Annotated in this window: 18 protein-coding genes and 6 pseudogenes; 11 read left to right on the top strand and 13 right to left on the bottom strand. The window is 38.8% G+C overall.

Going from position 1 to position 25,189, the window contains the following annotated elements:
- Positions 1-73: 73 nt before the first annotated feature.
- The 5 genes from menD to menE are packed head-to-tail and all read left to right on the top strand — an operon-like array spanning position 74 to position 5,775.
- Positions 74-1,747, top strand: coding sequence for a 2-succinyl-5-enolpyruvyl-6-hydroxy-3-cyclohexene-1-carboxylic-acid synthase (menD, locus tag AYJ55_RS13610; RefSeq protein ID WP_063656928.1), 1,674 nt, complete (start codon positions 74-76; stop codon positions 1,745-1,747).
- The gene (gene menH / locus AYJ55_RS13605; RefSeq protein ID WP_187153267.1) at positions 1,744-2,520 is read left to right on the top strand and encodes a 2-succinyl-6-hydroxy-2,4-cyclohexadiene-1-carboxylate synthase; all 777 of its coding nucleotides are present in this window, start codon (positions 1,744-1,746) and stop codon (positions 2,518-2,520) included. Before menD ends, menH begins: the two co-directional genes overlap by 4 nt.
- A 2-nt stretch (positions 2,521-2,522) precedes the next feature.
- A complete protein-coding gene (menB, locus tag AYJ55_RS13600; RefSeq protein WP_063656926.1) occupies positions 2,523-3,380 on the top strand; it encodes a 1,4-dihydroxy-2-naphthoyl-CoA synthase in 858 nt (285 codons plus the stop codon).
- Positions 3,380-4,354 (top strand): o-succinylbenzoate synthase, encoded by a 975-nt coding sequence (menC, locus tag AYJ55_RS13595; protein ID WP_063656925.1) that lies wholly within the window; start codon positions 3,380-3,382, stop codon positions 4,352-4,354. The genes menB and menC overlap by 1 nt, the downstream gene beginning before the upstream one ends.
- Positions 4,351-5,775: an o-succinylbenzoate--CoA ligase gene (gene menE, locus AYJ55_RS13590; protein ID WP_063656924.1), complete on the top strand. Its 1,425-nt coding sequence runs from the start codon at positions 4,351-4,353 to the stop codon at positions 5,773-5,775. Before menC ends, menE begins: the two co-directional genes overlap by 4 nt.
- Positions 5,776-5,839: 64 nt before the next feature.
- On the opposite strand, the gene AYJ55_RS13585 is transcribed toward menE, so the two are convergent.
- The 3 genes and pseudogenes from AYJ55_RS13585 to AYJ55_RS31975 all read right to left on the bottom strand — a co-directional run.
- A complete protein-coding gene (locus AYJ55_RS13585) occupies positions 5,840-6,328 on the bottom strand; it encodes an IS630 family transposase (RefSeq protein WP_063653499.1) in 489 nt (162 codons plus the stop codon).
- Complete coding sequence (locus tag AYJ55_RS13580; protein ID WP_063653415.1) at positions 6,297-6,662, bottom strand: IS630 transposase-related protein; 366 nt, start codon at positions 6,660-6,662, stop codon at positions 6,297-6,299. The genes AYJ55_RS13585 and AYJ55_RS13580 overlap by 32 nt, the downstream gene beginning before the upstream one ends.
- 257 nt (positions 6,663-6,919) lie before the next feature.
- Positions 6,920-7,206 (bottom strand): annotated as a pseudogene (locus AYJ55_RS31975) (transposase); the annotation flags it as partial.
- Between the two features lie 35 nt (positions 7,207-7,241).
- Here AYJ55_RS31975 and AYJ55_RS31970 point away from each other — a divergent pair.
- Positions 7,242-7,715, top strand: a complete 474-nt coding sequence (locus tag AYJ55_RS31970; RefSeq protein WP_063656922.1) for an IS630 transposase-related protein — start codon at positions 7,242-7,244, stop codon at positions 7,713-7,715.
- A gap of 3 nt (positions 7,716-7,718) precedes the next feature.
- On the opposite strand, the pseudogene AYJ55_RS13565 reads toward AYJ55_RS31970, so the two are convergent.
- Positions 7,719-8,857: pseudogene (locus AYJ55_RS13565) on the bottom strand (IS3 family transposase).
- 76 nt (positions 8,858-8,933) lie between these two features.
- Here AYJ55_RS13565 and AYJ55_RS13555 point away from each other — a divergent pair.
- Positions 8,934-9,290: a transposase gene (locus tag AYJ55_RS13555; protein ID WP_074168062.1), complete on the top strand. Its 357-nt coding sequence runs from the start codon at positions 8,934-8,936 to the stop codon at positions 9,288-9,290.
- A gap of 22 nt (positions 9,291-9,312) precedes the next feature.
- Here AYJ55_RS13555 and AYJ55_RS13550 read toward each other — a convergent pair.
- The 4 genes and pseudogenes from AYJ55_RS13550 to AYJ55_RS13540 all read right to left on the bottom strand — a co-directional run.
- A pseudogene (locus AYJ55_RS13550) lies at positions 9,313-9,777 on the bottom strand (IS701 family transposase); the annotation flags it as partial.
- Positions 9,778-9,830: 53 nt separating this feature from the next.
- Positions 9,831-10,730: a transposase family protein gene (locus AYJ55_RS13545; protein ID WP_063653812.1), complete on the bottom strand. Its 900-nt coding sequence runs from the start codon at positions 10,728-10,730 to the stop codon at positions 9,831-9,833.
- An 84-nt stretch (positions 10,731-10,814) separates the two neighbouring features.
- Positions 10,815-11,026, bottom strand: a pseudogene (locus AYJ55_RS36085) (IS701 family transposase); the annotation flags it as partial.
- Positions 11,027-11,349: 323 nt separating this feature from the next.
- Positions 11,350-11,601 (bottom strand): annotated as a pseudogene (locus AYJ55_RS13540) (catalase); the annotation flags it as partial.
- Between the two features lie 270 nt (positions 11,602-11,871).
- On the opposite strand from AYJ55_RS13540, the gene AYJ55_RS13535 reads away from it, so the two are divergent.
- Positions 11,872-12,231: a YfaZ family outer membrane protein gene (locus AYJ55_RS13535; RefSeq protein ID WP_063656918.1), complete on the top strand. Its 360-nt coding sequence runs from the start codon at positions 11,872-11,874 to the stop codon at positions 12,229-12,231.
- A 63-nt stretch (positions 12,232-12,294) separates the two neighbouring features.
- Here AYJ55_RS13535 and tyrP read toward each other — a convergent pair whose 3' ends face one another.
- The gene (gene tyrP / locus AYJ55_RS13530) at positions 12,295-13,449 is read right to left on the bottom strand and encodes a tyrosine transporter TyrP (RefSeq protein ID WP_425393801.1); all 1,155 of its coding nucleotides are present in this window, start codon (positions 13,447-13,449) and stop codon (positions 12,295-12,297) included.
- A 425-nt stretch (positions 13,450-13,874) separates the two neighbouring features.
- Between tyrP and AYJ55_RS13525 the strand changes: the two are divergent.
- Positions 13,875-14,471, top strand: a pseudogene (locus AYJ55_RS13525) (class I SAM-dependent methyltransferase); the annotation flags it as partial.
- Between the two features lie 33 nt (positions 14,472-14,504).
- Here the strand turns inward: AYJ55_RS13525 and yfaE are convergent.
- The 4 genes from yfaE to ubiG all read right to left on the bottom strand — a co-directional run bounded on the left by yfaE (position 14,505) and on the right by ubiG (position 19,309).
- Positions 14,505-14,771 carry a class I ribonucleotide reductase maintenance protein YfaE gene (gene yfaE, locus AYJ55_RS13520; RefSeq protein WP_063656916.1) on the bottom strand — a complete coding sequence of 89 codons (267 nt, stop codon included), beginning with the start codon at positions 14,769-14,771 and terminating at the stop codon, positions 14,505-14,507.
- Positions 14,772-14,776: 5 nt separating this feature from the next.
- On the bottom strand, positions 14,777-15,913 hold the full coding sequence (gene nrdB / locus AYJ55_RS13515) for a class Ia ribonucleoside-diphosphate reductase subunit beta (protein WP_063656915.1): 1,137 nt from the start codon (positions 15,911-15,913) through the stop codon (positions 14,777-14,779).
- An 11-nt stretch (positions 15,914-15,924) separates the two neighbouring features.
- Positions 15,925-18,216, bottom strand: coding sequence for a class 1a ribonucleoside-diphosphate reductase subunit alpha (gene nrdA / locus AYJ55_RS13510; protein ID WP_063656914.1), 2,292 nt, complete (start codon positions 18,214-18,216; stop codon positions 15,925-15,927).
- 361 nt (positions 18,217-18,577) lie between these two features.
- Entirely contained in the window at positions 18,578-19,309 is a 732-nt protein-coding gene (ubiG, locus tag AYJ55_RS13505) for a bifunctional 2-polyprenyl-6-hydroxyphenol methylase/3-demethylubiquinol 3-O-methyltransferase UbiG (protein WP_063656913.1), read from the bottom strand.
- Positions 19,310-19,475: 166 nt separating this feature from the next.
- Here ubiG and gyrA point away from each other — a divergent pair, with 166 nt between their 5' ends.
- Together gyrA and rcsC are read left to right on the top strand one after the other, a co-directional pair.
- The gene (gene gyrA / locus AYJ55_RS13500) at positions 19,476-22,100 is read left to right on the top strand and encodes a DNA topoisomerase (ATP-hydrolyzing) subunit A (protein ID WP_162505567.1); all 2,625 of its coding nucleotides are present in this window, start codon (positions 19,476-19,478) and stop codon (positions 22,098-22,100) included.
- Between the two features lie 145 nt (positions 22,101-22,245).
- Positions 22,246-25,098 carry a two-component system sensor histidine kinase RcsC gene (rcsC, locus tag AYJ55_RS13495; protein ID WP_074168061.1) on the top strand — a complete coding sequence of 951 codons (2,853 nt, stop codon included), beginning with the start codon at positions 22,246-22,248 and terminating at the stop codon, positions 25,096-25,098.
- Positions 25,099-25,189: the final 91 nt, after the last annotated feature.

The following is a 25,189-nucleotide window of genomic DNA, read 5'->3' as shown; positions in this document are numbered from 1 at the left end:
GGAATAAGGAAAATAACGTAATTTTACTTAAAATTGCTATTATTTTATTTCTTATTTCTGCTTTGAGTTATATATGTCGCATAGTGTTTTTAACCGTCAATGGGCGGAAATCATTTTGGAAGCATTAACCAGACATGGTTTAAGTCATGTATGTATTGCGCCAGGTTCTCGCTCTACGCCATTGACATTAGCAGCTGCGGCACATAGTAAATTAATTTGCCATACTCACTATGATGAGCGAGGATTAGGCTATTTTGCTTTAGGCTTGGCTAAAGTTATTAGCAAACCGGTGGCGGTTATTGTCACTTCTGGTACCGCAGTAGCTAACTTATATCCTGCTTTAATAGAAGCCGGCTTGACCGGTGAAAATATCATTTTTTTAACCGCCGATAGACCTGCTGAATTAATTGATTGCGGTGCTAATCAGGCTATCCGACAAACGGCTATTTTTGCTGATCATCCGGCACAAACATTAGCATTGCCTAGCCCAACACAAGCTATCAATGCACAATGGTTGGTGAGTACTATTGACAATGCGATGAATAATCTTTCTCACGGCACTTTGCATATCAATTGCCCATTTGCTGAACCTTTATATGGTGACACCTCAGTACAAATTGACTGGCAAAATTCACTGGCTAGTTGGTGGCAATCTTCGACACCCTGGTTGATAGGTTCTAGATCCAGCTCGCTAGCATTAGTCGTTGATTGGCATGTTTGGCGACAAAAAAAAGGTCTCGTGATTGCGGGCAGAATGCGGCCTGATGAGGGAGAAAAAGTTGCCCAGTGGGCAGAAATGCTAGGCTGGCCAGTTATTAGTGATGTTTTATCACAAACTGGGCAACCTTTACCATGCGCTGATCTCTGGTTATCCGTAACAGCGGCGAAAAACATTCTGCAAAATGTAGAGTTAGTCGTCCAGTTTGGCTCAAGTTTAACCAGTAAACGTTTATTAGAATGGCAAGCACAATGCCAGCCAGAGGAATATTGGATCATTGATAGCATTCCCGGTCGTTTAGATCCGACTCATCATCGTGGTAGACGGTTGGTTAGTTCCGTATCTGACTGGTTAATTGCGCATCCGCCAATTACCTGTTTGCCTTGGGCGCATGCATTGGCAGAAATTGTCAATAACGTTCATAGCACGGTCAGTAAACAGTTTGCACAACAATTTTCAGAGGCCGCTATTGCTCATCAACTTGCACAATTGTTACCGACAGATGGGCAACTTTTTGTTGGTAATAGTTTGATTGTCAGATTAATTGATGCCCTCGGCCAATTACCGACCAGTTATCCAATCTATAGCAATCGTGGAGCGAGTGGTATTGATGGTTTGATTGCTACGCTAGCCGGGGTGCAAGCTGCCAATGCAAAATCCACGTTAGGGATTATCGGCGATATTTCGGCGCTTTATGACTTAAATAGTCTAAATTTATTACGTGCTTGCGTGGCACCCATGGTGTTGATTGTGGTGAATAATAATGGTGGCCAAATATTCTCTATGTTACCTACTCCTGAGATGGAAAGAGAACGTTTTTATTGTATGCCTCATCATTTGCAATTTAAGCATGCGGCCGCTATGTTTGGACTATCTTACTCCTCACCATCAACTTGGCATCAGTTAAAAGATACCATCAACAGTTATTGGCAGCAGGGCGGCAGGGCGTTGATGATCGAATTGTTAGTAGCCGATGATGAAGGTGCGAAAACACTCAATCAGCTTGTTAACCAGATGACGGGATTATGATGCTATATACGCGACGATATCATGAAAAATGTGCTGGAACATGGTTAGTTTGGTTACATGGTCTACTTGGCAACGGCAGTGAATGGCTACCTATTATAGAACAATGTGTTAATAGTCCGTCACTCACAATTGACTTACCGGGGCATGGGCGCTCACCTCACATTCAATTAGCCGATTTTTCTCACGTAAGTCGGCTAATTGAGCAAGCTATTGGGGCTAATCAAATTGATAGTTACTATCTAATCGGCTATTCGTTGGGTGGCAGAATTGCTATGTATTACGCCTGTCAGTTTCAACCCACTAAACTAAAAGCCTTGATTGTTGAGGGGGCTAATGTTGGTTTAAGACAGCCAACGGATTGCCTGCTACGTATAAAGCATGATCGGTCTTGGGCAAAGCGCTTTCGATGTGAGCCAATGGATAGTGTCTTATCTGACTGGTATCAGCAAGCCGTTTTTGATGACTTATCTGCCGAGCAACGGCAACAATTAATTACTGAACGCGGCAATAACCGTGGTGAATATGTTGCTCATTTATTGGAAACGACTTCACTAGGTAAACAACCTTTTTTAGTCAATAAATTATTACAGCGAAACTACCCTTTTAGCTACCTCTGTGGTGAGTATGACGAAAAATTTTGCTCTATCTCACAACAATTTTCGTTACCACTTATTCGGATACCTGGGGCTGGGCATAATGCCCATCGTAGTAATCCTGTTGCTTATGCTACAGCAGTGGAGCGTTTTTTAACATTTTCTGACGGAAGGAATTGAATATGCAGTGTCTTAATGAAGAACAACTTTATGTTGCTGCTCAATGGCATGATTATTCAGCCCAATTTGAAGATATTCTTTATCATAAAACCAAAGATGGGATTGCTAAAATTACAATCAATCGTCCACATGTTCGTAATGCATTTCGGCCACAAACTGTCAAAGAGATGATCCAGGCGTTATCCGACGCCCGTTACGATAATGCGATAGGTTGCATCATTTTAACCGGCCAGGGTGAGAAAGCCTTTTGTGCCGGCGGTGATCAGAAAATTCGTGGTGATTATGGTGGCTATCGAGATGATAATGGCGTTCATCACTTGAATATTTTAGATTTTCAACGGCAAATTAGGACCTGCCCAAAGCCGATTGTTGCTATGGTTGCCGGTTATGCAATTGGCGGTGGGCATGTATTACATATGATGTGTGATTTAACCATTGCTGCTGACAATGCCATATTTGGTCAAACGGGGCCTAAGGTTGGTTCATTTGATGGTGGTTGGGGAGCGTCCTATATGGCACGCATCGTTGGACAAAAAAAAGCGCGCGAAATTTGGTTCTTATGCCGTCAATATGATGCACGGTCAGCACTAGAGATGGGATTGGTAAATCAGGTTGTGTCTTATGCTGAACTGGAGCGTGAAACGGTAGGCTGGTGTCGTGAGATATTAAAAAATAGCCCAATGGCACTACGTTGTCTAAAAGCAGCGCTGAATGCGGATTGTGACGGCCAGGCCGGTTTACAAGAGTTAGCCGGTAATGCAACCATGTTATTTTACATGACCGAAGAAGGTCAGGAAGGGAGAAATGCTTTCAATGAAAAACGGCAACCTGATTTTTCAAGCTTTGAGCGTAATCCATAATGCGTAAGGCGGCAATATATCAATTTAGTCTACCTATGGAAGCAGGGATCGTATTAAGGCAGCAGCGATTAAAAACCCGTGATGGTTTTCTTATTCATTTACAGGAAAATGACTCCCAAGGTTGGGGTGAAATTTCACCTTTACCCGTGTTTAGTGTCGAAACACTGGAAATGGCCAGACAATCATTGCAAACAGGCTTACATAACTGGTGCCAGGGTGCAACAGTTAAAACGTGCCATATTCCATCAGTGGCTTTTGGGCTCAGTTGTGCGCTGGCTGAATTAAAGGCTGAATTACCTGAAATAACCCATTATCCAAAAGCTCCCCTTTGCACCGGTGATCTGGATGCGCTTATTTTACAATTAAATGGTGCTAGAAGTGAAAAAGTGGCTAAGGTTAAGGTTGGTCTTTATGAGTCGGTGCGAGATGGGATGGTGGTTAATTTGCTACTTGATGCGGTTCCTTTATTGCGTTTACGGTTGGATGCTAATCGAAGCTGGAACCAATCACAAGCCGCCGCGTTTGCCAAGTATATTAAGCCAGCCAATCGCAGTAGAATTGATTTTATTGAAGAGCCTTGTAAAACCATGCTTGACTCATTAGCGTTTGCTCAACAAACGGGGATCGCTATTGCTTGGGATGAAAGTGTGCGCGAACCTAATTTTAAACTTGAAAAACAGCCAGGTGTTAGCGCCATTATTATTAAACCTACCTTACTAGGTAGCTTAAATCACTGTAAGCAACTTATTGATGACGCCAGGGCTTTGGGATTAAATACTGTAATTAGTTCAAGTCTTGAAAGTAGTTTTGGTTTAACACAATTAGCCAGAATAGCAAGCTGGTTAACACCAGAAAACGTTCCCGGATTAGATACCTTGTCTTTGTTCCAGACTCAACTGGTTCGTCAATGGCCTGAAAGTTCATTGCCATTAATCGGATTAAATGAATTAGAACTAATATGGCAGAATGAATGACATTTAATCAATGGCCTTGGATCTATTGGGCAGAAAAATCGCCTGCTGACATTGCACTGATAACCGAGAATAGACAATATAGTTGGCGGCAATTGGTAGCAAAAATTAATTGTGTTGCCGACAATCTCCACCGTCAGTTGCTTGCTCCCGAGCCGATGATCGTCATGCTAAGAGGAAAAAATAGTTTTTCTATGCTGTTATGTCAGCTGGCATTATTGCAGTTGGGGGCGCGTATTTTGCCCCTCAATCCACAACTGCCAGAGAGCACAGTAGTAGAATTAATTTCCGGGTTGTCGGTTGATTATATGATTGATTTTACTGATCAACCGTTGTTTTTGCCGAAGGTAAAATTATTAGACTATCGCGCAGTAATAGCAAAATTGGTTAATCATCAACATGGTATTATTGGCACGGTACCTTTTATGCCATTGCTGCCGGCGACATTAATATTAACCTCGGGTTCAACCGGTATGGCGAAAGCGGTGGTGCATAATATTACCGCTCATCTCAATAGTGCTAAAGGTGTGCTTTCGTTATTACCATTTGAACGTGAGGATTGTTGGTTACTTTCTTTACCGCTTTTTCATGTCTCAGGTCAGGGGATTGTTTGGCGGTGGTTATATCGAGGAGCAAGATTAGCAATAAAAGCAACCATTTCATTACCACATGCATTACAGCAATGCAGCCACGCTTCTTTAGTACCCACTCAATTATGGCGTTTATTGAAGATAAAAGAGGTTGAGCAAAAATTTAGTTTACAAAATGTGTTATTAGGCGGTGCGATGATCCCACATGAGCTAGTCACTACGGCTAAGCAGCATGGCATCCGCTGTTGGCTAGGCTATGGTATGACAGAAACAGCCTCCACGGTTTGCGCGAAACAAGCAGATAGTAGTCTAGGCGTTGGTTTACCTTTAATCGGCAAGTTTCTTCGCTTAGTGAATAATGAAATTCATATTCAGGCTGATAGTTTGGCATTAGGCTATTGGTGGCAGGGTAAAATCTTACCCTTAGCATTAGTTAATGGTTGGTTTGCTAGCCGTGATAAAGGTACTTTTGCGGGTGGTGAATGGCGGATCTTAGGTCGATTGGATAATCAATTTTTTAGTGGCGGGGAAGGTATTCAACCCGAAGATATCGAATCGATATTGAATAGTCATCCTGATATTAAACAGAGTTTTGTCATTCCGATGGCTGATAAAGAATTTGGTCACCGTCCAGTTGCGGTCATTGAGTCTGATAATCAACAACTGGTAACCAGCTTAAGTCAGTGGTTAAATCATCGACTAGCGGCTTTTCAACGACCTATTGCTTATTATTTATTGCCTAGCATGTTAATCGATAATGCCGGCATTAAGCTTTCACGTCGCAATATAAAGCAATGGCTTTTGCAGCATCATAATGATAATAAAGTGGATTAAGATAATCTGGTGCTGGCTTTAAAGTGATAATAGATAGTAATATAGCTAGGCGACTTAATTTTGATTACAGCATATGTATTAAAAACAGGTCATCGATAGTGCATCCTGTTTCCATCTTTTTACGTTTAGCTTGAGACCATTTATGTTCTATAGGATTTAAATCTGGTGAATACACAGGCAAATATTCTATCTGGTGTCCTGCGTTTATAATTGCCTGTTCAATATTCTTACCTTTGTGAAAGCTAGCGTTGTCCATAAAAATAACAGAATTTTCAGGAAGTTCTGGGAGCAATATTTTTGTGATCCAAACATAAAAAACATCACGATTAATATTGCAATCAAATAATCCGATAGCAAAAAGGGTTGTTCCCAATAAAGCGCCAATAACATTTGTTCTTCCCTTAGCACCCCAGTTTTTCAGGCCAAAACAACGGTGACCTTTTGGGGAATAGCCGTGAGTTCGTGGAGTGTCATGTGAAAAACCACTTTCATCAATAAAAACAACAGATTTATCTTTTTTTTCATACTGTTGTCTTTTTTGCTGATGTGCCAGCCTGTCGCTTTCGTTGGTTTTTGGATGGAATAGAGTTTTTTTTATAGGTTAATCCCAGCTTTTTAAGGGATTGCCAAATAGTCTTTTTACAAACACCGAATCGCTCTGCCCGTTCCTTTTGGTAAGCATCTGGATACTGTTCCACATCTTTTGCTAAAGCATTTTTATCGAGCTTCCTCTTACGTGGCGTTGAATTTTTTGGCTCTGGTCGTTTAAGCCAACGTACTAAAGACGCTTTTCCAATACGGAATTGTTTCGCAGTTTCTCGAATTGTTAAACCTTCGGCTTTCCTTACAGATATTACTTTACGTCGAAAATCAATTGTATAACTCATAACACACCTTGTAATCAAAATTAAGTCGCCTAGCTATATATATCCTTGGCTAAATACAATTTTTAGACTGCATCAGCGTAAAAAAGATCCGGAGAGGTTTTACTCTCTGTTTGCTAGCAAGCAATTTTATTTATGCTGTTTTTTTTGCCATTTTTCTAATGCTTTTTCAACCCCCTTAACCATATTTAGGGTGTACCTTGCTAAATAGCGCAACCTGCCGTTGCTGGGTTTCAATTGAACACGAGTTTCGCACAAAACTAATTTGGGTACGCTAATAAAACACGGATGTGCTTAGTAATAGCATTTTTGATTACGTCCCAATTTTGTTGATAAAGGGTTATTTTTTCAGATATACGACGTTTATGTTGTTCAAACCACGCAGAAATAGCGAGAAAATATGATTTCTTTGCGCTCGGCTCGTGCGAGCCTGACAGCGTCCAATACCACAATTTTGTTTAACTTCTCGATGATAAACTTCAACAGACCAACGGGCATTCATGATAGATTTGACGTATTGACGGGTGGGATTGTCTTTGTTTGTTATAGCTAGGCGACTTAATTTTGATTACAAGGTGTGTTATGAGTTATACAATTGATTTTCGACGTAAAGTAATATCTGTAAGGAAAGCCGAAGGTTTAACAATTCGAGAAACTGCGAAACAATTCCGTATTGGAAAAGCGTCTTTAGTACGTTGGCTTAAACGACCAGAGCCAAAAAATTCAACGCCACGTAAGAGGAAGTTCGATAAAAATGCTTTAGCAAAAGATGTGGAACAGTATCCAGATGCTTACCAAAAGGAACGGGCAGAGCGATTCGGTGTTTGTAAAAAGACTATTTGGCAATCCCTTAAAAAGCTGGGATTAACCTATAAAAAAAAACTCTATTCCATCCAAAAACCAACGAAAGCGACAGGCTGGCACATCAGCAAAAAAGACAACAGTATGAAAAAAAAAGATAAATCTGTTGTTTTTATTGATGAAAGTGGTTTTTCACATGACACTCCACGAACTCACGGCTATTCCCCAAAAGGTCACCGTTGTTTTGGCCTGTAGTGGTCAACTAAAATTGGCCACCCTACCTGACTGTTCACGGAACAGTCGCTCTGATTCGTTTGGCGTTAATCCACCGTTATACCAGTGAGGTCTTATATCGCTATAGTAGTGGGTTATGTAGCGAATAATGGCTGACTGAGCAGTACTAAAGCTTTGGTAGCCAGTCGTTGGCACCCATTCGGTCTTCAGACTACGGAAGAATCGTTCCATCGGACTATTATCCCAACAATTCCCTCTGCGACTGATACTTTGGGTCATCTGATAACGCCACAATGCCTGCCTATACTGACGACTGGTATAACCTGTTTGGGATGCCCACGTAGTTCCCAAGCCATTTGTAGTGCTTTGGCGGTTAATTCTGAGTCTGGTGCAAATGACATTGCCCAGCCCACCGGTTTTCGGGCAAACAAATCCAATACCACAGCCAGATAGGCCCATCGTGAGCCTGTCCAAATATAGGTTACATCGCCGCACCAAACCTGGTCAGGCTTTGTAACAGCGAACTGCCTATTGAGCAGATTTGGAATATCAATACGTTCATTTCCACCGCGGTTGTATTTATGTTTTCGCTCTTGGCAACTGACGATGATTAATTCTTTCATCAACTTACCCGCTAACCACCGCCCAAGTTTCACGTTGTGTGTATTGGTAACCATCGTGGCGATAGTCCTTGCGCCAGCAGAGCCGCCACTAACGTTCCACGCTTCGCTGACTAGGCTACGTTTTATCGTCCGCTCAATATCTGGCTCCTTAGGCCGACACCAATAGCGATAACTGATTCGGTGAACAATTAAAAATACGACACAAAGTTTTCACCGGATAAAGCACTCTTAGCTTTTCAACTACCGAAAATTTTTCAGTGAGTCGGACATTAAGAGCGCAGTAGCCTTTTTTAAGATGTCATTCTCCATTTCCAGCCGGTGGATTTTTTTCTTCATTTCTCTGAACTCAATTTGTTCAGGTGTTAATGGCAGACCAGGCGATGTTTTCCCTTGACGTTCTAAACGAAGGGCTCTTACCCACCGGCTAATCGCTGAAAGACTGACGTTCATGCCTTTCGCGGCTTCCTGGTAGGTGTAATTTTGGTCAAGGACTAATTTGGCGGTTTCACATTTAAATTCAGCAGTAATTATTTTACTCATTTCGGCACCTATAAAAATTATGAGGTGAGCATATCACCTCAACTTAGGTGGCCAGATTTAGTATGTCACTACAGGCCTGAAAAACTGGGGTGCTAAGGGAAGAACAAATGTTATTGGCGCTTTATTGGGAACAACCCTTTTTGCTATCGGATTATTTGATTGCGATATTAACCGTGATGTTTTTTATGTTTGGATCACAAAAATATTGCTCCCAGAACTTCCTGAAAATTCTGTTATTTTTATGGACAACGCTAGCTTTCACAAAGGTAAGAATATTGAACAGGCAATTATAAACGCAGGACACCAGATAGAATATTTGCCTGTGTATTCACCAGATTTAAATCCTATAGAACATAAATGGTCTCAAGCTAAACGTAAAAAGATGGAAACAGGATGCACTATCGATGACCTGTTTTTAATACATATGCTGTAATCAAAATTAAGTCGCCTAGCTATACTCTGTAATCAATACGGCCGTTTTTGGCTGTAAATTTGAAAACAGTCACCCAACCGTAGCCTCGTAAGTGTATTGGAGTTCCTTCTTCTGAGATGTCTAACTTGTTCAGTTGTTTGTTATGGTTAACAATCCTGTTTTTCCTCAGCGTAGTTATCCAAACACAACCATGAGAGCGAATTGATTTCAGATTATCCAGGCTAGAATACCAGGCATCCATCACTACCGCTTCTGGTATGATCCCTCTTTTTTTAGCAAGAGCGAGCATTTCGGAAAAGTGCGTGTTTTTTGTTTTTCCATCATAATCTTTATCATAAATACGATAATCAATAGGAATTGATTCAACAGTTGTTAGATTATGCCAACGTAAATTAACTAAACCTATGCCGGCAATAACATCATGTTCATTACCTGAATATTGATAATGGACCATCTCTATTTTTTTACTACGTGTTTTGGCAATCAATAAGCGTGTTGCTTAATAGTGAAATAAGGGTATTTCGGTGATTGAAGTAAATTTTAGGCTGTTCTGAGATGGAAATTCCAAAGACCGGCACTAAGGAGTAAAAAGGTATCATCAATAAAGGGTCTACGATTCCGTAAAATTTGGGTCATACAACCGAGGCGCTTGATACCCGCGATGGCGTGTTCAACCGTAATACGGATGCCCGAGATTATTTTATTTTCTTGTTTTTGTTCAGGCGATAAAGGTCTTTTTCGAGTTCCTTTTTTTGGGATTTGTGTATTAGGATGCTGTTTATCTATACCTTGAAAACCGGTATCGGCCCAGATGGTTACCTCAGGGGGAATATGGCGAATTATATCGACTTTATCGAGTAAGCGTTTATCGTGACGGCGCCCATTTTTGATCATGGGGATAAATCCAATTTTCCTCGTTTCGTCAGTCATAATAAGCCCTTTTCGAGTGGTCTGTCTTTTCTTTCCCGAATACATTTTTTTTCGCCGACGCAGATTCTTAGGCTTTTGGACAGGTCGCTCTGTCCCATCAATAAAGACGTCTTTAACTCCAGGAAAGGCGCGAAAAAATTCCTCAGCAGAGCGAATTTGACGAGCGGGCAAAACACATTCTCGCCCCAAGGTCATCTCTAAAACCGGCAATAATATTTTTACCCAGCGACATACCCGTGTTCTATCTAAACCAAAAAGAAGTCCTTGCAAATCATAGGTCGGATAACATTTTAAATACAATAAAATAAAAAGCAGTTTATCTAATGGGGTTGGGATAAATCCTTTCTGCCCTGCACCCATTTGCCGCTCGTGATCTTTTCGATTCTTTTTCCGATAAATCAAATAACAAGCTGAAAATTCAGCGGCTAAATTTTTCAATTCTTCGACTGATAATCCAATGATTGCTTTACATAAACGATTATCTCGTAACAACCGCTCTTTGTTGATCATTTCAAACCGTTATTTTCTAAGTTAAACCTCTTTTTATTGTCTATAGCGTGACAAAAAATGCAAGTCTCTATTCAGCAACTATTTTAATGTATCATCGGCAATTAGTACGCAAGGGCTTTTTTTGTCTATAGAAGGTTGAACTAATCGCCATAAGTCTTTAGGTCGAAAACATCTACTTTTTAGCCATCGCTAACAGTGTCATGAGATAAAGGCGATGGGCTTACTTCTGATAACGCCAAACCAGAGTATCTTACACTGCTTACTTGTAAGAATGTTTTATAACCTGAGTTCGGGATAAGCGATAGTTGCGAGAAAATAAAAATAGCCGATTTATCAAAAAATATTTTAAAATCAATAAGATAAAAAAGAAGGAAAATTCTTAGTGATAGCAGGTTAAAAAAGAAGCTATTAAAATCATGAAAAAAACCAAAATTAATACTGTTTTATGTAATTATTTTAAATTAACTATTTGAATACGTGATAAAAAATTAGGATCCTTATCCCGAACTCAGGTTTTTATAGATATTTTTAATGCATGGATAACCGGACAAAATATGAACACCCTAATTTTTTCTTGTTTTTAAATTTATACTTCTTTTTTGGAGATTGCGAAACTCGTGCCTATTTCAGAGAAGATTTTTGCCCGTGTATATTGGCTAATATCATGGGTAACGGTAAAAGTACCAAATGCCCCAGAGCCCTTGGCATGCATACGGCGTTCAGGAATAACTTTACGATCAAAGTGAGCCAATTTTTCTAAAAACCAAACATCTTGTAATAACATCGGGCCTCTAGGGCCTGCGGTGATAACGTTATTATTATCAACGACGGGTGAGCCTGCAGCGGTAGTAAGACCTTCTTTTTTCTCCATTACTCATCTCCAGTTTTAGTTGAAATAGATAGAAAATGTATTTAAAAACAATTAGCAGGTGTTACATAATTTTTATTAATCTTATTAAAGTCATATCAAATAGATTATCTAAGCTAATAAAATATATAGCCAATCAAAAATACTTATTGCTGCGATATATCAGAGCAAAAAATGTTTTTTACAAAAAAATAATAATAATTCGAAAAAAATGAAATATATTGTTGATATTTTAGTAACCAGAATAATTAGTAGCTTAGGATAACTATTTTAATGAAAAAATTTTTATTACCGGTCTTACCTTTAGGGCCTTTTAGCGCTTATATTGGTGGAAAAGCTTATTATTTATCACCACAAGATAATAATAACGGTTTTGCCTTTGCGGCTGGTGTTGGTGCTAATTGGCAAATTATGCCATCGCTGGCTTTATATAGGGAAATTTATGGTTCACCGCGTGATTTCACTTCGGGCAATCATGCTTATCAGGAAGCGGATGTGGGCATCAAATATGAAGTGATTAAACCATTAGCGATTGATTTTGATTATCATTTTATCAAACTGCAAGGCAAGAGTCAACATCCTAACAATACCATTGCAGATGGTTTTTATCTTGGTGCAGGCGTCAGTTTCTAGTTGCTTAATTGTTCGCACCATATGAATTATGTGGTGCATTACTTTTCCTTTATGTCAAAAGTGTTATCCAACAGCAGGTAACATACCACTAACAATACCAATCTGAATTAAAATCACGGCAACACCACAAATTAGCACTATTAGTAATGCGGGCGTTCCACCTTTAACCCGATAACGATTAGTTTTGTTTGCTTCGATTTTTCTGACGCGCATCACCATCAAGGTTGGCAGAATGAGTGCTAAAATCGATAAAGCAACGGCTGCATAGGTTAAAGCTTGAACAAAACTACTGAAAAATAGCGCGCAAACCAGCGGTGGCAGGAAGGTTAATAATCCACTCTGTAAGCGACCAAATGGCGTATTTTTACGTTTAAACATATCGGCCAAATAGTCAAATAAACCCAGTGTAACACCCAAAAAAGAGGTCGCCAACGCCAGATCCATAAATAGGTTAACAGCAATATTCACTTGTGAAGTAGCTACGATATCATTTATTGCACTCAGTAATCCGTTTAAACCCGACTGGTTGGCTAATATACCGATAAAGGTGGTTTGTGGGATAGCCCCTAAGGTGGCTATCTGCCATAAGATATAAGCGAATAGTGGGATAGCACTACCAATAATAAAAATTTTACGTAATTTATTGATATTACCATCCATATAGCTTACCAAGCTCGGAATACTACCGTGAAAGCCAAATGAAGTAAAAATGACTGGGATCGCTGATAAGACTAATCCTTTTTCTACTGGCATAGTGGTAAGATTAATATTTTCTACGTTGGGCATTATGACGACTAGCATGATGAGCAGAAAAACAATTTTTGCGATAAATAAAATGCGATTTATCAAATCGACTGAATGAGTGCCAATACAGACAATCGTACCGCCAATAATGGTGAATAAAATAATTGCAGAATTGATGCTAATATTTATACCTATCCAAGATGAAAGGCTATTAGCGATCAAAACCCCTGCGCCACCAATATAAGCGGTCGCTAACGCATACATCAATAGTAGCATGCTTAAACTGGTTATCACTCTTCCAGGTAAACCAAGATAACGTTTGGCAATAGAGCCTAAACCTAAATGTGCGGGGTTGTATTGATATACTTCGACTAATAATAGCGCGGTATAACTCATTAAAGCCCATAACCCAATTAGCATAAGTGCAATCATGGGAAAACCAACGCCTGATGCGGCAAGCGGCATTGCCAACATACCGGCACCGATTGTTGTGCCAGCAACAATTAAAATACTACCCAGTGTGAGATTTCTCACAAGTGATCCTGAGCCTTATAGCGCTAAATTTAATATGGGGCAGAGTAACTGATTGGATTATTATGTGTCAAATTAATATTACGTTTTATGGAATTTTATATTTACATTATCAGTCTGAACAGTAGTTAATTGAATGATGATCAGGAATAATATAAAAATTCGATTAGAGAGTGATAGTTAAGCTAGTTTTATACCAATCATTGGAATTTAGTTATAAAAGAGAATATTTACGATCAGGATGATTTTTTTATTGCCTATAGCCATAGCCAGTTTCCTCGTTCTGTTGATGGATTAAATGCCGCTGGTGAATGGCCAGCATTACAAAGTTTATTACCTAATTTTCAAGCTAAAACAGAACAGTATTAGATTTGGGCGGTGGTTACGGTTGGCATTGTTTATATGCAGCAGAGCATGGCGCGAGAAAAGTGATTGGTACAGATATTTCGCAGAAAATGTTAAAGGTAGCAAAAGAAAAAAATTGCTTTCCTGATATCATTGAATATCGGCAACAAGCGATAGAGGATATTCAGTTTGCTAATGCTAGCTTTGATCTGGTTGTCAGTTCGCTAGCATTACATTATGTCGCTGATTTTGCTCAAATATGCCATAAAATCTACGCTTGTTTAACTGAGAAAGGCCAGTTTATATTTTCGATCGAGCACCCAGTTTTTACTGCTCATGGTTCACAAGATTGGTGTTGTGATAGTTCAGGCGCTAAGCTCCATTGGCCAGTTGATAACTATTTTAACGAAAGTGCGCGTCAGACAGAATTTCTCGGTCACAAAGTGACGAAGTACCATAAAACCTTAACAACTTATTTAACCAGTTTATTAACAGCCGGATTTTCTATTGAGCGACTCATTGAACCTCAGCCGGCTGATTATTTGTTAGATAAAATTGATGGCATGAGAGATGAGCTACGACGTCCGATGATGTTGCTGGTGGTTGCTGAAAAAGCGTAAATACTCTTATTGTTAGCGCCCGCTCCACTGGTGTTATTGATTGATATCAATATCGGTGAGAAGCCGGCAACTACAGGCTAATATCTCATCTTTATCAATGAAAGCTATTGGTTTATAACGATATGCCACTTTTCCTTTTCGCAGACGAACCTTGCAGGCACCACAAAAGCCTTCCCGACATTGAAATTCAATTTGAATTTTACTCTGTTCAAGAGCATCAAGTAGACTAGTATGTTGTTCGGAATGAAAAGGGATCATTATGCCCCGCGCGTTGCGCAGGGTAATTTTATAGCTTGCCATAACGGTTATAACTCAAAGTTACCCAATTCATCGGTATCGACCTGAGCATCAATTTGCCCTACCAAGTAAGAACTCACTTCTACTTCTTGTGGGGCCACCTGAACGTTATCAGAAACTAGCCAGGCGTTGATCCATGGGATTGGATTAGAACGAGTTTCGAAGTGTAATTTTAATCCAACCGCTTGCATGCGAATATTGGTAATATATTCGATGTATTGACATAAAATATCTTTATTGAGACCGATCATAGAACCATTCGAGAAGAGATATTCTGCCCACTCCTTTTCCTGTTCGGCGGCTTGCACAAACAATTTGTAACACGCTTCTTCACACTCTTTGGCAATGATGGCCATTTCAGGATCATCTTGACCAGAACGCATCAGGTTTAACATATGTTGGGTGCCAGTGAGATGTAAAGCTTCATCACGGGCAATCAATTTAATAATTTTAGCGTTTCCTTCCATCAATTCACGTTCAGCAAAGGCAAATGAGCAAGCAAAGCTGACATAAAAACGAATAGCTTCTAATGCATTAACACTCATCAAACATAAATAGAGCTGCTTTTTCAAATCGTGTAAAGAAATAATGACATTTTTGCCATTAATTGTATGATTGCCTTCACCTAACATATGGTAATAGCTGGTCATCTCAATTAAATCGTCATAATAAGTGGAAATATCTTTTGCCCGCTTTAAAATTTCGTCATTAGTTACGATATCGTCAAAAATAATTGATGGGTCATTAACAATATTACGAATAATATGAGTGTAAGAGCGCGAATGAATAGTTTCTGAAAATGACCAGGTTTCTATCCAGGTTTCAAGTTCAGGAATTGAAATAAGGGGCAGTAGTGCCACGTTAGGGCTACGTCCTTGAATAGAATCTAATAGTGTTTGATATTTTAAGTTACTGATAAAAATGTGTTTTTCATGTTCAGGTAGCGCTTGATAATCAATACGATCACGAGAAACATCAATTTCTTCTGGGCGCCAGAAAAAAGAGAGTTGTTTTTCAATTAGCTGCTCGAAAATAGGATATTTTTGCTGATCATAACGGGCAACATTGACAGGCTGTCCAAAGAACATCGGTTCTTGCAATTGATCGTTTTTGGTTTGCGAAAATGTTGTATATTGGTATTCCATACGTCCTCACGTTAAATCTTACAAGCGCCGCCATCACAATCGCTGTCAGCTGATTCAATAACCTCTTCAATATCGGCTTGGCTATCTTCTGCACCATCACGGGTATTATGGTAATAAAGAGTTTTTAACCCATATTTATAAGCGAGTAACAAATCTTTCAGTAATTGATTCATTGGAACTTTATTATTTGGGAAGCGGGTTGGATCATAATTCGTATTAGCAGAAATTGATTGATCAATAAATTTTTGCATAATACCAACCAACTGCAAATAACCGTCATTGTTGGGCATTTGCCATAACAGTTCATAATCATCTTTCAAGCGTTCGTATTCAGGTACAACTTGACGCAAAATACCATCTTTGGATGCTTTAATACTGATATAGCCTCGCGGTGGTTCAATGCCATTGGTGGCATTGGATATTTGCGAAGAAGTCTCTGATGGCATCAAGGCGGAAAGCGTTGAGTTACGCAAACCATATTGCTTGATATCTTTGCGTAAAGTTTGCCAATCATAATGTAGCGGTTCAGATGTTAGTGCATCTAATGATTTTTTATAACTATCAATCGGTAAAATACCTTTTGCATAAGTGGTTTCGTTAAACCATGGGCAAGCACCTTGCTCTTTTGCCAGTTCATTGGATGCCTTCAATAAATAATATTGGATAGCTTCAAAGGTTTTGTGGGTCAGATTATTGGCACTACCATCAGAGTAGTGAACGCCATGTTTAGCTAAATAATAAGCATAATTTATGACGCCAATGCCTAAAGTACGACGACCCATAGAGCCTTTTTGCGCAGCAACAATCGGATAGTTTTGATAATCGAGCAGTGAATCTAATGCACGCACCGCTAATACCGCCAACTCCTCCAATTCATCTAATGAGGTAATGGCACCCAAATTAAAGGCGGAAAGAGTGCAGAGAGCAATTTCACCATTTTCGTCGTTAATATCATTTAAAGGCCTGGTTGGCAAGGCGATTTCCAGACAGAGGTTTGATTGACGAATTGGCGCAACTTTAGGATCAAATGGACTATGGGTGTTACAGTGATCGACATTTTGAATATAAATACGTCCAGTTGACGCTCGCTCTTGCATCATAAGTGAAAATAGATCGAGCGCTTTAACGCGTTTTTGACGTATGTTTGCGTCTTGTTCATATTTTAAATATAAACGTTCAAATTCGCGTTGATCAGCGAAAAATGCTTCATATAAGCCGGGCACATCAGAAGGGCTAAAGAGGGTAATTTCTTTACCTTTGATAAGGCGTTCATACATGAGTTTGTTAATTTGTACGCCATAGTCCAGGTGACGAACACGATTACCTTCAACGCCACGGTTATTTTTCAATACTAATAGGCTTTCAACCTCTAAATGCCAGAGCGGATAAAATAGCGTGGCGGCACCACCACGCACGCCACCTTGAGAACAAGATTTTACCGCAGTTTGGAAATGTTTATAGAAAGGGATACAGCCCGTATGAAACGCTTCACCTCCCCGAATTGGACTACCTAGTGCGCGAATATGGCCGGCATTAATACCAATACCGGCACGTTGAGAAACATATTTTACAATCGCGCTGGAAGTGGCATTAATTGAATCAAGGCTATCGCCACATTCAATTAATACGCAAGAACTAAATTGGCGAGTTGGGGTGCGTACCCCCGCCATAATCGGGGTAGGTAGTGAAATTTTGAAAGTTGAAATTGCATTATAAAAACGATGAATATAGTTTAACCGCGTCTCTTTTGGATAGCGTGAAAAAAGGCAAGCTGCAACAAGGATATAGAGAAACTGGGCACTTTCATAAATTTCACCGCTTACCCGGTCTTGCACTAAGTATTTGCCTTCTAATTGCTTAACTGCCGCATAGGAAAAATTCATGTCACGCCAGTGATCCAGAAAACTATCCATCTGCTCGAATTCTTCAGCTGTATAATCTGTCAGCAAATGCTTATCATATTTACCTATTTTAACCATATGCAAAACATGATGATATAGTGCTGGTGGTTCAAATTGGCTATATGCTTTTTTGCGTAGATGGAAAATAGCTAATCGAGCTGCAAGATATTGGTAATCGGGTGTATCAGCTGAAATAAGATCTGCCGCCGCTTTGATCATGGTTTCGTGAATATCGGACGTTTTGATGCCATCATAAAACTGGATCTGAGAACGTAGCTCCACTTGTGAAACAGATACATCCTTTAGGCCTTCAGCTGCCCAGGTAATGACTTTATGGATTTTATCAAGATCAATGCGTTCTTTATGTCCATCACGTTTAGTGACTAATAGACTTTGGTTCATGGGTAGATACACTTAAAGTTAACTAGCTAAATATTTATCGATCACTGCACTCAATGGTTAATAAAAAAATACAAAACGGTGGGCTGTTAATAGCATATTATGTTTGTATTTTGAACTAAAATGGAGAGCAGCAAACACAATATATAGTGTTTGATTGCGTTTATATTAACAAGATAATGGTATTTGCTACTTTTATCAAGTCTATAAAAAATGGGGTTTTTAGCAATAATCCAGCGCTAAATTTTGTTAATTGGCCGATAACTCTGTGTGATAATAGAAGAATATTATAATTTATGTTATCGGCAATGGTGAAAAATAAATTTAATAATGACCTACTGACTGCTGCTTTCTTCAGCAAATGTTAACAATTATTTGTATTTGACAAGTGCAACATATAATTAACATCAACATTTGAGCCTAACGAAAATTTGTTGCTGATCGGATTATAATGTAATCCGATCATATGTTGTTCTTGTAAAGAGGTTTTCTCTATCCAACTGAGTAGCTCTGAAGGTCGAATAAATTTTTTTACATCATGAGTACCTTTGGGAACTATTTTTAAAATATGCTCAGCGGCAATAATTGCCAATAACCAGGCTTTTTTATTACGATTAATAGTAGAAAAAAATACATGACCCCCCGGTTTGACTAATTTTGCGCATGATTGAACGACAGACTCAGGATCGGGCACATGTTCCAGCATTTCCATACAGGTAACGATATCATAAGTTTTAGGGTATTTTTCGGCATGACTCTCAGCGGTTTCCTGTAGATAGTTGATCTGCATATTGCTTTCTAATGCATGGAGCTTTGCGACTTCCAGCGGCTCTGCGGCCATATCAATTCCTGTTACCAGGGCGCCTTCTTTAGCCATACTTTCTGATAAAATTCCGCCGCCGCAGCCAATATCGAGTACTTTTTTACCAAACAGACCATTAGCTTGTTGCAGGATATAGTTTAAACGTAATGGATTAATCCGATGAAGAGGTTGGAATTCATTCGTTTCATCCCACCAACGAGTAGCAACAGAGCTAAATTTGTCGATTTCAGCTAGATCAACATTTGCCTGGCTGAGCGAATTCTTGTTATTCATCAGAAAATTTACTCCTTAATTTTTTTATTAACATAGACTGTATAATGGCATTAGATCATTATACATGTTTTATTGAACATTATGCGTTTCCTGTTTTTATAAAATGGCGATTTTGTGGTATAATTTTACTCTTTAATGAATAAGGAGTATGAGGGACAGTGGCTCCATGAGTGACATAGCAAGAGAAATTACCCCGGTCAATATCGAAGAGGAGCTGAAAAGCTCTTATTTGGATTATGCGATGTCTGTAATTGTTGGACGCGCCCTTCCAGATGTACGAGATGGATTAAAGCCTGTTCACCGTCGCGTATTATATGCGATGAATGTGTTAGGCAATGATTGGAATAAACCGTACAAAAAATCAGCCCGTGTAGTCGGTGACGTCATTGGTAAATACCATCCTCATGGCGATAGTGCTGTTTATGATGCGATAGTACGTCTGGCACAACCTTTTTCAATGCGTTATATGCTAGTTGATGGGCAAGGTAATTTTGGCTCTGTTGATGGCGACTCTGCTGCGGCTATGCGTTATACCGAAGTACGCATGGCAAAAATTGCCCATGAATTGTTGGAAGATTTAGATAAAGAAACCGTTAATTTTATTCCTAACTATGATGGTACAGAGCAGATCCCTGATGTTATGCCAACGCGGGTTCCAAACTTGCTGGTTAACGGCTCTTCAGGTATCGCTGTTGGCATGGCTACCAATATTCCACCTCATAACCTTAGTGAAGTCATTGATGGCTGTCTGGCTTATATCAATGATGAAAATATTAGTATTGAAGGATTACTTGAGTATATTCCAGGTCCTGATTTTCCAACCGCTGCAATTATTAATGGTCGCCGCGGTATCATCGACGCATATCGGACAGGACGTGGTAAAGTCTATATCCGTGCACGTGCTAACATTGAAGTTGATGATAAAAGTGATCGTGAAACAATTATTGTCAATGAGATCCCTTATCAGGTTAATAAAGCTCGTTTAATTGAAAAAATTGCAGAATTGGTTAAAGATAAGCGTGTTGAGGGGATTAGCGCATTACGTGATGAATCTGATAAAGATGGCATGCGTATTGTTATTGAAGTAAAACGAGATGCAGTGGCGGAAGTGGTACTGAATAATTTGTATTCCCTCACTCAACTTCAAGTCTCATTTGGCATTAATATGGTTGCCTTATGTGATGGCCAACCTAGACTTTTAAACTTAAAAGAAATTCTTGAAGCTTTTGTTCGCCATCGTAGAGAAGTGGTCACTCGACGGACTATTTTTGAATTGCGTAAAGCGCGTGAACGGGCTCATATATTGGAAGCCCTCGCCGTCGCATTAGCAAATATTGATCCGATTATTGAACTTATCCGCCAAGCATCAACGCCTCATGAAGCGAAATTGGCTTTGATTGCTCGTCCTTGGCAATTAGGTAATGTTTCTGCCATGTTAGCCAGTGCAGGTGATAACGCTGCTCGTCCTGAATGGCTTGAACCCCAATACGGTGTGTGCGATGGTCAATATTATTTGACTGAACCGCAAGCTCAGGCAATTCTTGATTTGCGTTTGCAAAAATTAACTAGCTTAGAACATGGCAAAATATTGGATGAATATAGTGAGCTGCTAAAACTGATTGCAGTATTGCTATATATATTAACCAGCCCAGAACGGTTAATGGAAGTTATCCGTGAAGAGCTGGAAGCTGTTAAAGATCAGTATCGTGATGTCCGTCGGACGGAAATTACTGAAAATAGCGCAGATATTAATATCGAAGATTTAATTACCCAGGAAGATGTGGTCGTCACCTTATCACATCAGGGGTATGTTAAATATCAGTCACTATCTGATTACGAAGCACAGCGACGTGGGGGTAAAGGTAAGTCGGCAGCGCGTATTAAAGAAGAAGATTTTATTGAGCGTTTGTTAGTTGCCAATACCCATGACACAATTCTATGCTTCTCTAGCCGTGGCCGTCTCTATTGGATGAAAGTTTACCAATTGCCCGAAGCTAGCCGTGGCGCACGTGGACGACCAATAGTTAATTTATTACCGTTAGAACAAAATGAACGTATTACCACAATTTTGCCAATACGTGAATTTGATGATGGTCATTATGTATTTATGGCGACCGCGAGTGGTACAGTTAAAAAGACATCACTAAAAGATTTTAGTCGTCCCAGAAGCGCCGGGATCATTGCAGTTAATCTTAATGATGGCGATGAGCTGATTGGCGTTAATTTGACTGCTGGTAAAAATGAGGTAATGCTTTTCTCTGCTGGTGGTAAAGTTGTTCGTTTTGCGGAAAATGCGGTTCGTCCTATGGGACGTACCGCAACGGGTGTTCGAGGTATTAAGTTACAAGCTGGCGATAAGGTCGTTTCGTTGATTGTACCTCGTGGTGAAGGTGATATTTTAACCGTTACAGAAAATGGTTATGGTAAACGAACTGAGCAGAGTGAATACCCAACAAAATCTCGTGCTACTCAAGGTGTTATTTCCATTAAGGTTAGTGAACGTAATGGTAATGTGGTCGGAGCAATTCAGGTAGAAAAGACTGATCAAATCATGATGATCACGGATGCTGGCACCTTGGTGCGTACCCGAGTTGCAGAGGTTAGTATTGTCGGTAGAAATACTCAGGGTGTCACTTTGATTCGTACTGCTGAAGATGAAAAAGTAGTTGGTTTACAACGCGTTGTTGATCCTGAAGAAGAGGAAGATGATAACCAAACGTTAACAGAATATACAATCAGCGTAAAAGTAGAGCATGATATCAATAACGTAGAAAATCTTTCGCTTAATTAGTGATCGATTAGTTTTGTCTGAGCGGGCACAGTAGGTGCCCGTTTTTACGCTTTATGTCAATTCATTATTAGTGATAACTTTTTATTATTCCGCTTATCGTATATGCTTTACCATTGATACACTTCTTTTATAGTTAGGACAGTGTTTGAGATATCTATCTTCATTTAGAACGTCATTGAAAATTTCTCGCTATTTGTTCCGTACTCTTGGCGTTATGCTGTGGGCGATGGGAGCTGTAATCACACTTTTTTATCTATTTAATATCTTTAATGAAGTTAAATCTGATATACATCAACAGTATTCATCTACTTATGACAGTATGGTTGAATACGTGCATTATACGGATAAAACCCTGCGATCAATCCAATATATGGTAGATAGCCATATCGAAAAATTAGCGGTAGATCCTAATTATATGCCTGTCTTGCCAAAACAACTTAATTTCACCTACTTACCCCTAACTGCAGATGCTGATTGTAGCAAATTGCATGAAACATCAAAGAGTTACTTAGTCCCATTTAATCAGTTATTCTCTTTTTGGCGAAATAATATTGTGCCACCACAAGGCTTAAAAACGGTTTTTATTGTTGGCCCAGAAAGTAACTGTATGATTGATTTGGCTATCCGAAACAGTACTACCAGTCTTCAATCGTTAAAAAAAATAATCCATGAAAATATGCGGACTTATATGAGCTTGAGGGCACAAGGAAGAGAACAAAATATTTATTGGATCGCACCAGTGTCGGGGACTGATAATGGTTCTTTCTACATATTAGCGCCTATTTATGATAAAGGGACTTTGATTAGTCTAATTGGTCTAGAACGTTCAATACGCTTGGAGCAATTTAATTTACGCTATGAAAGGCCAATTAGTACCTTCGTTTTAAATGCAAATAATAGATTAGTATTACATTTTCCGTATGATAGCAATTTAAGATCTGATGATTATGTTTATCAGTTAGAAAACTTTCATTTTGGCTATGATAATGATTTTAGTCGATTAATTTATAAAAATCGCTTACTACCTTCGTTATTAAGTGTTGTTTTTTCTGTACCTATTAGTGATATTCTTAATGAATTTAAGCTGTCAATTATAAACGGCATTATGTTAAATATAATCTCATTTATTTTAATTACTTTTTTGATCTGGCTATTAGAAAGGAAGATGTTATTACCGGCAGAAGATAATGCCATTCGTTTAGAAGAACATGAGCAATTTAATCATAAAATAGTGGCGTCGGCGCCGGTTGGTATCATTATTTTACGCCTTGTTGATGGTGTTAATATATTGAGTAATGAACTGGCCCATGATTATTTTCGATTATTAAGCCATGATGATAAAACCCGCATCCTATCGATTATTCAAGATAAATCTAGTAGTTATATTGATGTTGTTACTACCAGTCATACCCATTTACAAATAAGTTATGTTATTTCTCGCTATCAAAATAAGGAAGTGGCCATTTGTGTTTTGGTTGATATTAGTGCCCGTGTTCAGATGGAAAAATCTTTACATAATATGGCGCAGGCATCAGAGCAGGCTAACCAAGCCAAATCTATGTTTTTAGCAACCGTTAGCCATGAATTACGAACACCACTCTATGGCATCATTGGTAATTTAGAGTTATTGCAATCCTATGAATTACCCATTCAAGCTGATCGCCTTTTGACGACAATGGATCACTCTTCATCATTATTATTAAAAATAATTAATGATATTTTAGATTTTTCAAAAATTGAATCTAAGCAACTTAATATTGATCCAGCACCGTTTAATTGTCGTGAAGTTTTCTCATTTATTATTTCTAATTATATCCCGCTGATAGGTAAAAAGGGTCTTTCGATTTATTACTATATTGATCCTAATGTACCCGATATTATTAATGCCGATTCGGTTCGAGTACAGCAAATTGTTTCTAATATTCTCAGTAATGCGATTAAATTTACAAAAACTGGTTTTATTCTGTTAAATATTTTTATAAGAGATTTTTATATTTATATTGAAATTAGGGATACGGGGATTGGCATGCCCGATAATATATTAATGCAACTTTTTGATCCTTTCTTTCAGATTAAAGTTAATAATGAGAATTTTTCCCAGGGAACTGGTTTGGGGTTACCTATTTGTGAAAAATTAATTAACTTAATGGACGGCGATATTGAAGTTAACAGTCAGGTTGGTATAGGTAGTAGTTTTACCGTTAGGCTACCTTTGTTTGATAGTGAATATGTGGTTTGTCGCCACCCAGAATATCGGCAAAATTTTCGTATCGGTCTGTATTTTTTTAATCATCATCTGCGAGATTATCTACAAACTTATTTAGACTACAATGGCTTTAAGATAACGACAGTTTGCAATGAACACAGTAAAGATAAAATATATGATTTGATTATTACTGATTATGAAGGCTTGGTGGCTGAAAGTAAATTTACACTTAGGCTATTTTCAACTTTTATCGGTGAACCCCAGGAATATGCAAAAAATGATTGGTTTCATAATACTTACCAACTTGATAAATTAGGTGGTTTTATTGATCAATTAGTGATGGAAAATGGTGAGCAAGAGGTTGTTAATCCATCTTCAATAATGTCGCTACCAGATAAAAAATTATGTTTTCTAACGGTATTGATTGTTGATGATCATCCAATTAATCGGAGTTTACTGGCTGATCAGCTGAAATCAATAGGCTTTAATATAATACTTGCTGAAGATGGGCTAATCGCTTTGGATTATGTTCGACAAAATAATATAGATATTGTTTTGACAGATGTAAATATGCCTAATCTCGATGGTTATGGTTTGACAAAGTTAATTAGAGAAGAAGGTTATGCTATACCCATTGTTGCTTTAACGGCTAATGCAATGGCAGAAGAAAAGCAGCGTTGCTTAAGTGTAGGAATGGATGACTGTCTATCCAAACCGGTTACATTAAAAAAATTAAAGCAATCGCTGTTGCGGTGTTGCGATGTTAGTATAATTAGCAACACAAGAGAATAATGATTAAATACTATTTTAATATTCAAATGATTATTAATTTATAAAAACAGAATGGAAAACCGATTAACCTTATTCATTACCCATAAGATTA

Origin of the sequence: Candidatus Arsenophonus triatominarum (assembly GCF_001640365.1) — a bacterium.
GTDB lineage: Bacteria > Pseudomonadota > Gammaproteobacteria > Enterobacterales > Enterobacteriaceae > Arsenophonus > Arsenophonus triatominarum.
The sequence above is the reverse complement of the archived record's forward strand: the minus strand, read 5'-3'. Positions and strand labels throughout refer to the sequence as shown.

Excerpts from the sequence above, each read along its gene's own strand:
- menD (WP_063656928.1), top strand. The coding sequence starts at position 74 with ATGTCGCATAGTGTTTTTAACCGTCAATGGGCGGAAATCATTTTGGAA.
- menH (WP_187153267.1), top strand. The coding sequence starts at position 1,744 with ATGATGCTATATACGCGACGATATCATGAAAAATGTGCTGGAACATGG.
- menB (WP_063656926.1), top strand. The coding sequence starts at position 2,523 with ATGCAGTGTCTTAATGAAGAACAACTTTATGTTGCTGCTCAATGGCAT.
- menC (WP_063656925.1), top strand. The coding sequence starts at position 3,380 with ATGCGTAAGGCGGCAATATATCAATTTAGTCTACCTATGGAAGCAGGG.
- menE (WP_063656924.1), top strand. The coding sequence starts at position 4,351 with ATGACATTTAATCAATGGCCTTGGATCTATTGGGCAGAAAAATCGCCT.
- AYJ55_RS13580 (WP_063653415.1), bottom strand. The coding sequence starts at position 6,662 with ATGAGTTATACAATTGATTTTCGACGTAAAGTAATATCTGTAAGGAAA.
- AYJ55_RS31970 (WP_063656922.1), top strand. The coding sequence starts at position 7,242 with ATGAGTTATACAATTGATTTTCGACGTAAAGTAATATCTGTAAGGAAA.
- AYJ55_RS13545 (WP_063653812.1), bottom strand. The coding sequence starts at position 10,730 with ATGATCAACAAAGAGCGGTTGTTACGAGATAATCGTTTATGTAAAGCA.
- AYJ55_RS13535 (WP_063656918.1), top strand. The coding sequence starts at position 11,872 with ATGAAAAAATTTTTATTACCGGTCTTACCTTTAGGGCCTTTTAGCGCT.
- tyrP (WP_425393801.1), bottom strand. The coding sequence starts at position 13,449 with ATGTTGGCAATGCCGCTTGCCGCATCAGGCGTTGGTTTTCCCATGATT.
- yfaE (WP_063656916.1), bottom strand. The coding sequence starts at position 14,771 with ATGGCAAGCTATAAAATTACCCTGCGCAACGCGCGGGGCATAATGATC.
- nrdB (WP_063656915.1), bottom strand. The coding sequence starts at position 15,913 with ATGGAATACCAATATACAACATTTTCGCAAACCAAAAACGATCAATTG.
- nrdA (WP_063656914.1), bottom strand. The coding sequence starts at position 18,216 with ATGAACCAAAGTCTATTAGTCACTAAACGTGATGGACATAAAGAACGC.
- ubiG (WP_063656913.1), bottom strand. The coding sequence starts at position 19,309 with ATGAATAACAAGAATTCGCTCAGCCAGGCAAATGTTGATCTAGCTGAA.
- gyrA (WP_162505567.1), top strand. The coding sequence starts at position 19,476 with ATGAGTGACATAGCAAGAGAAATTACCCCGGTCAATATCGAAGAGGAG.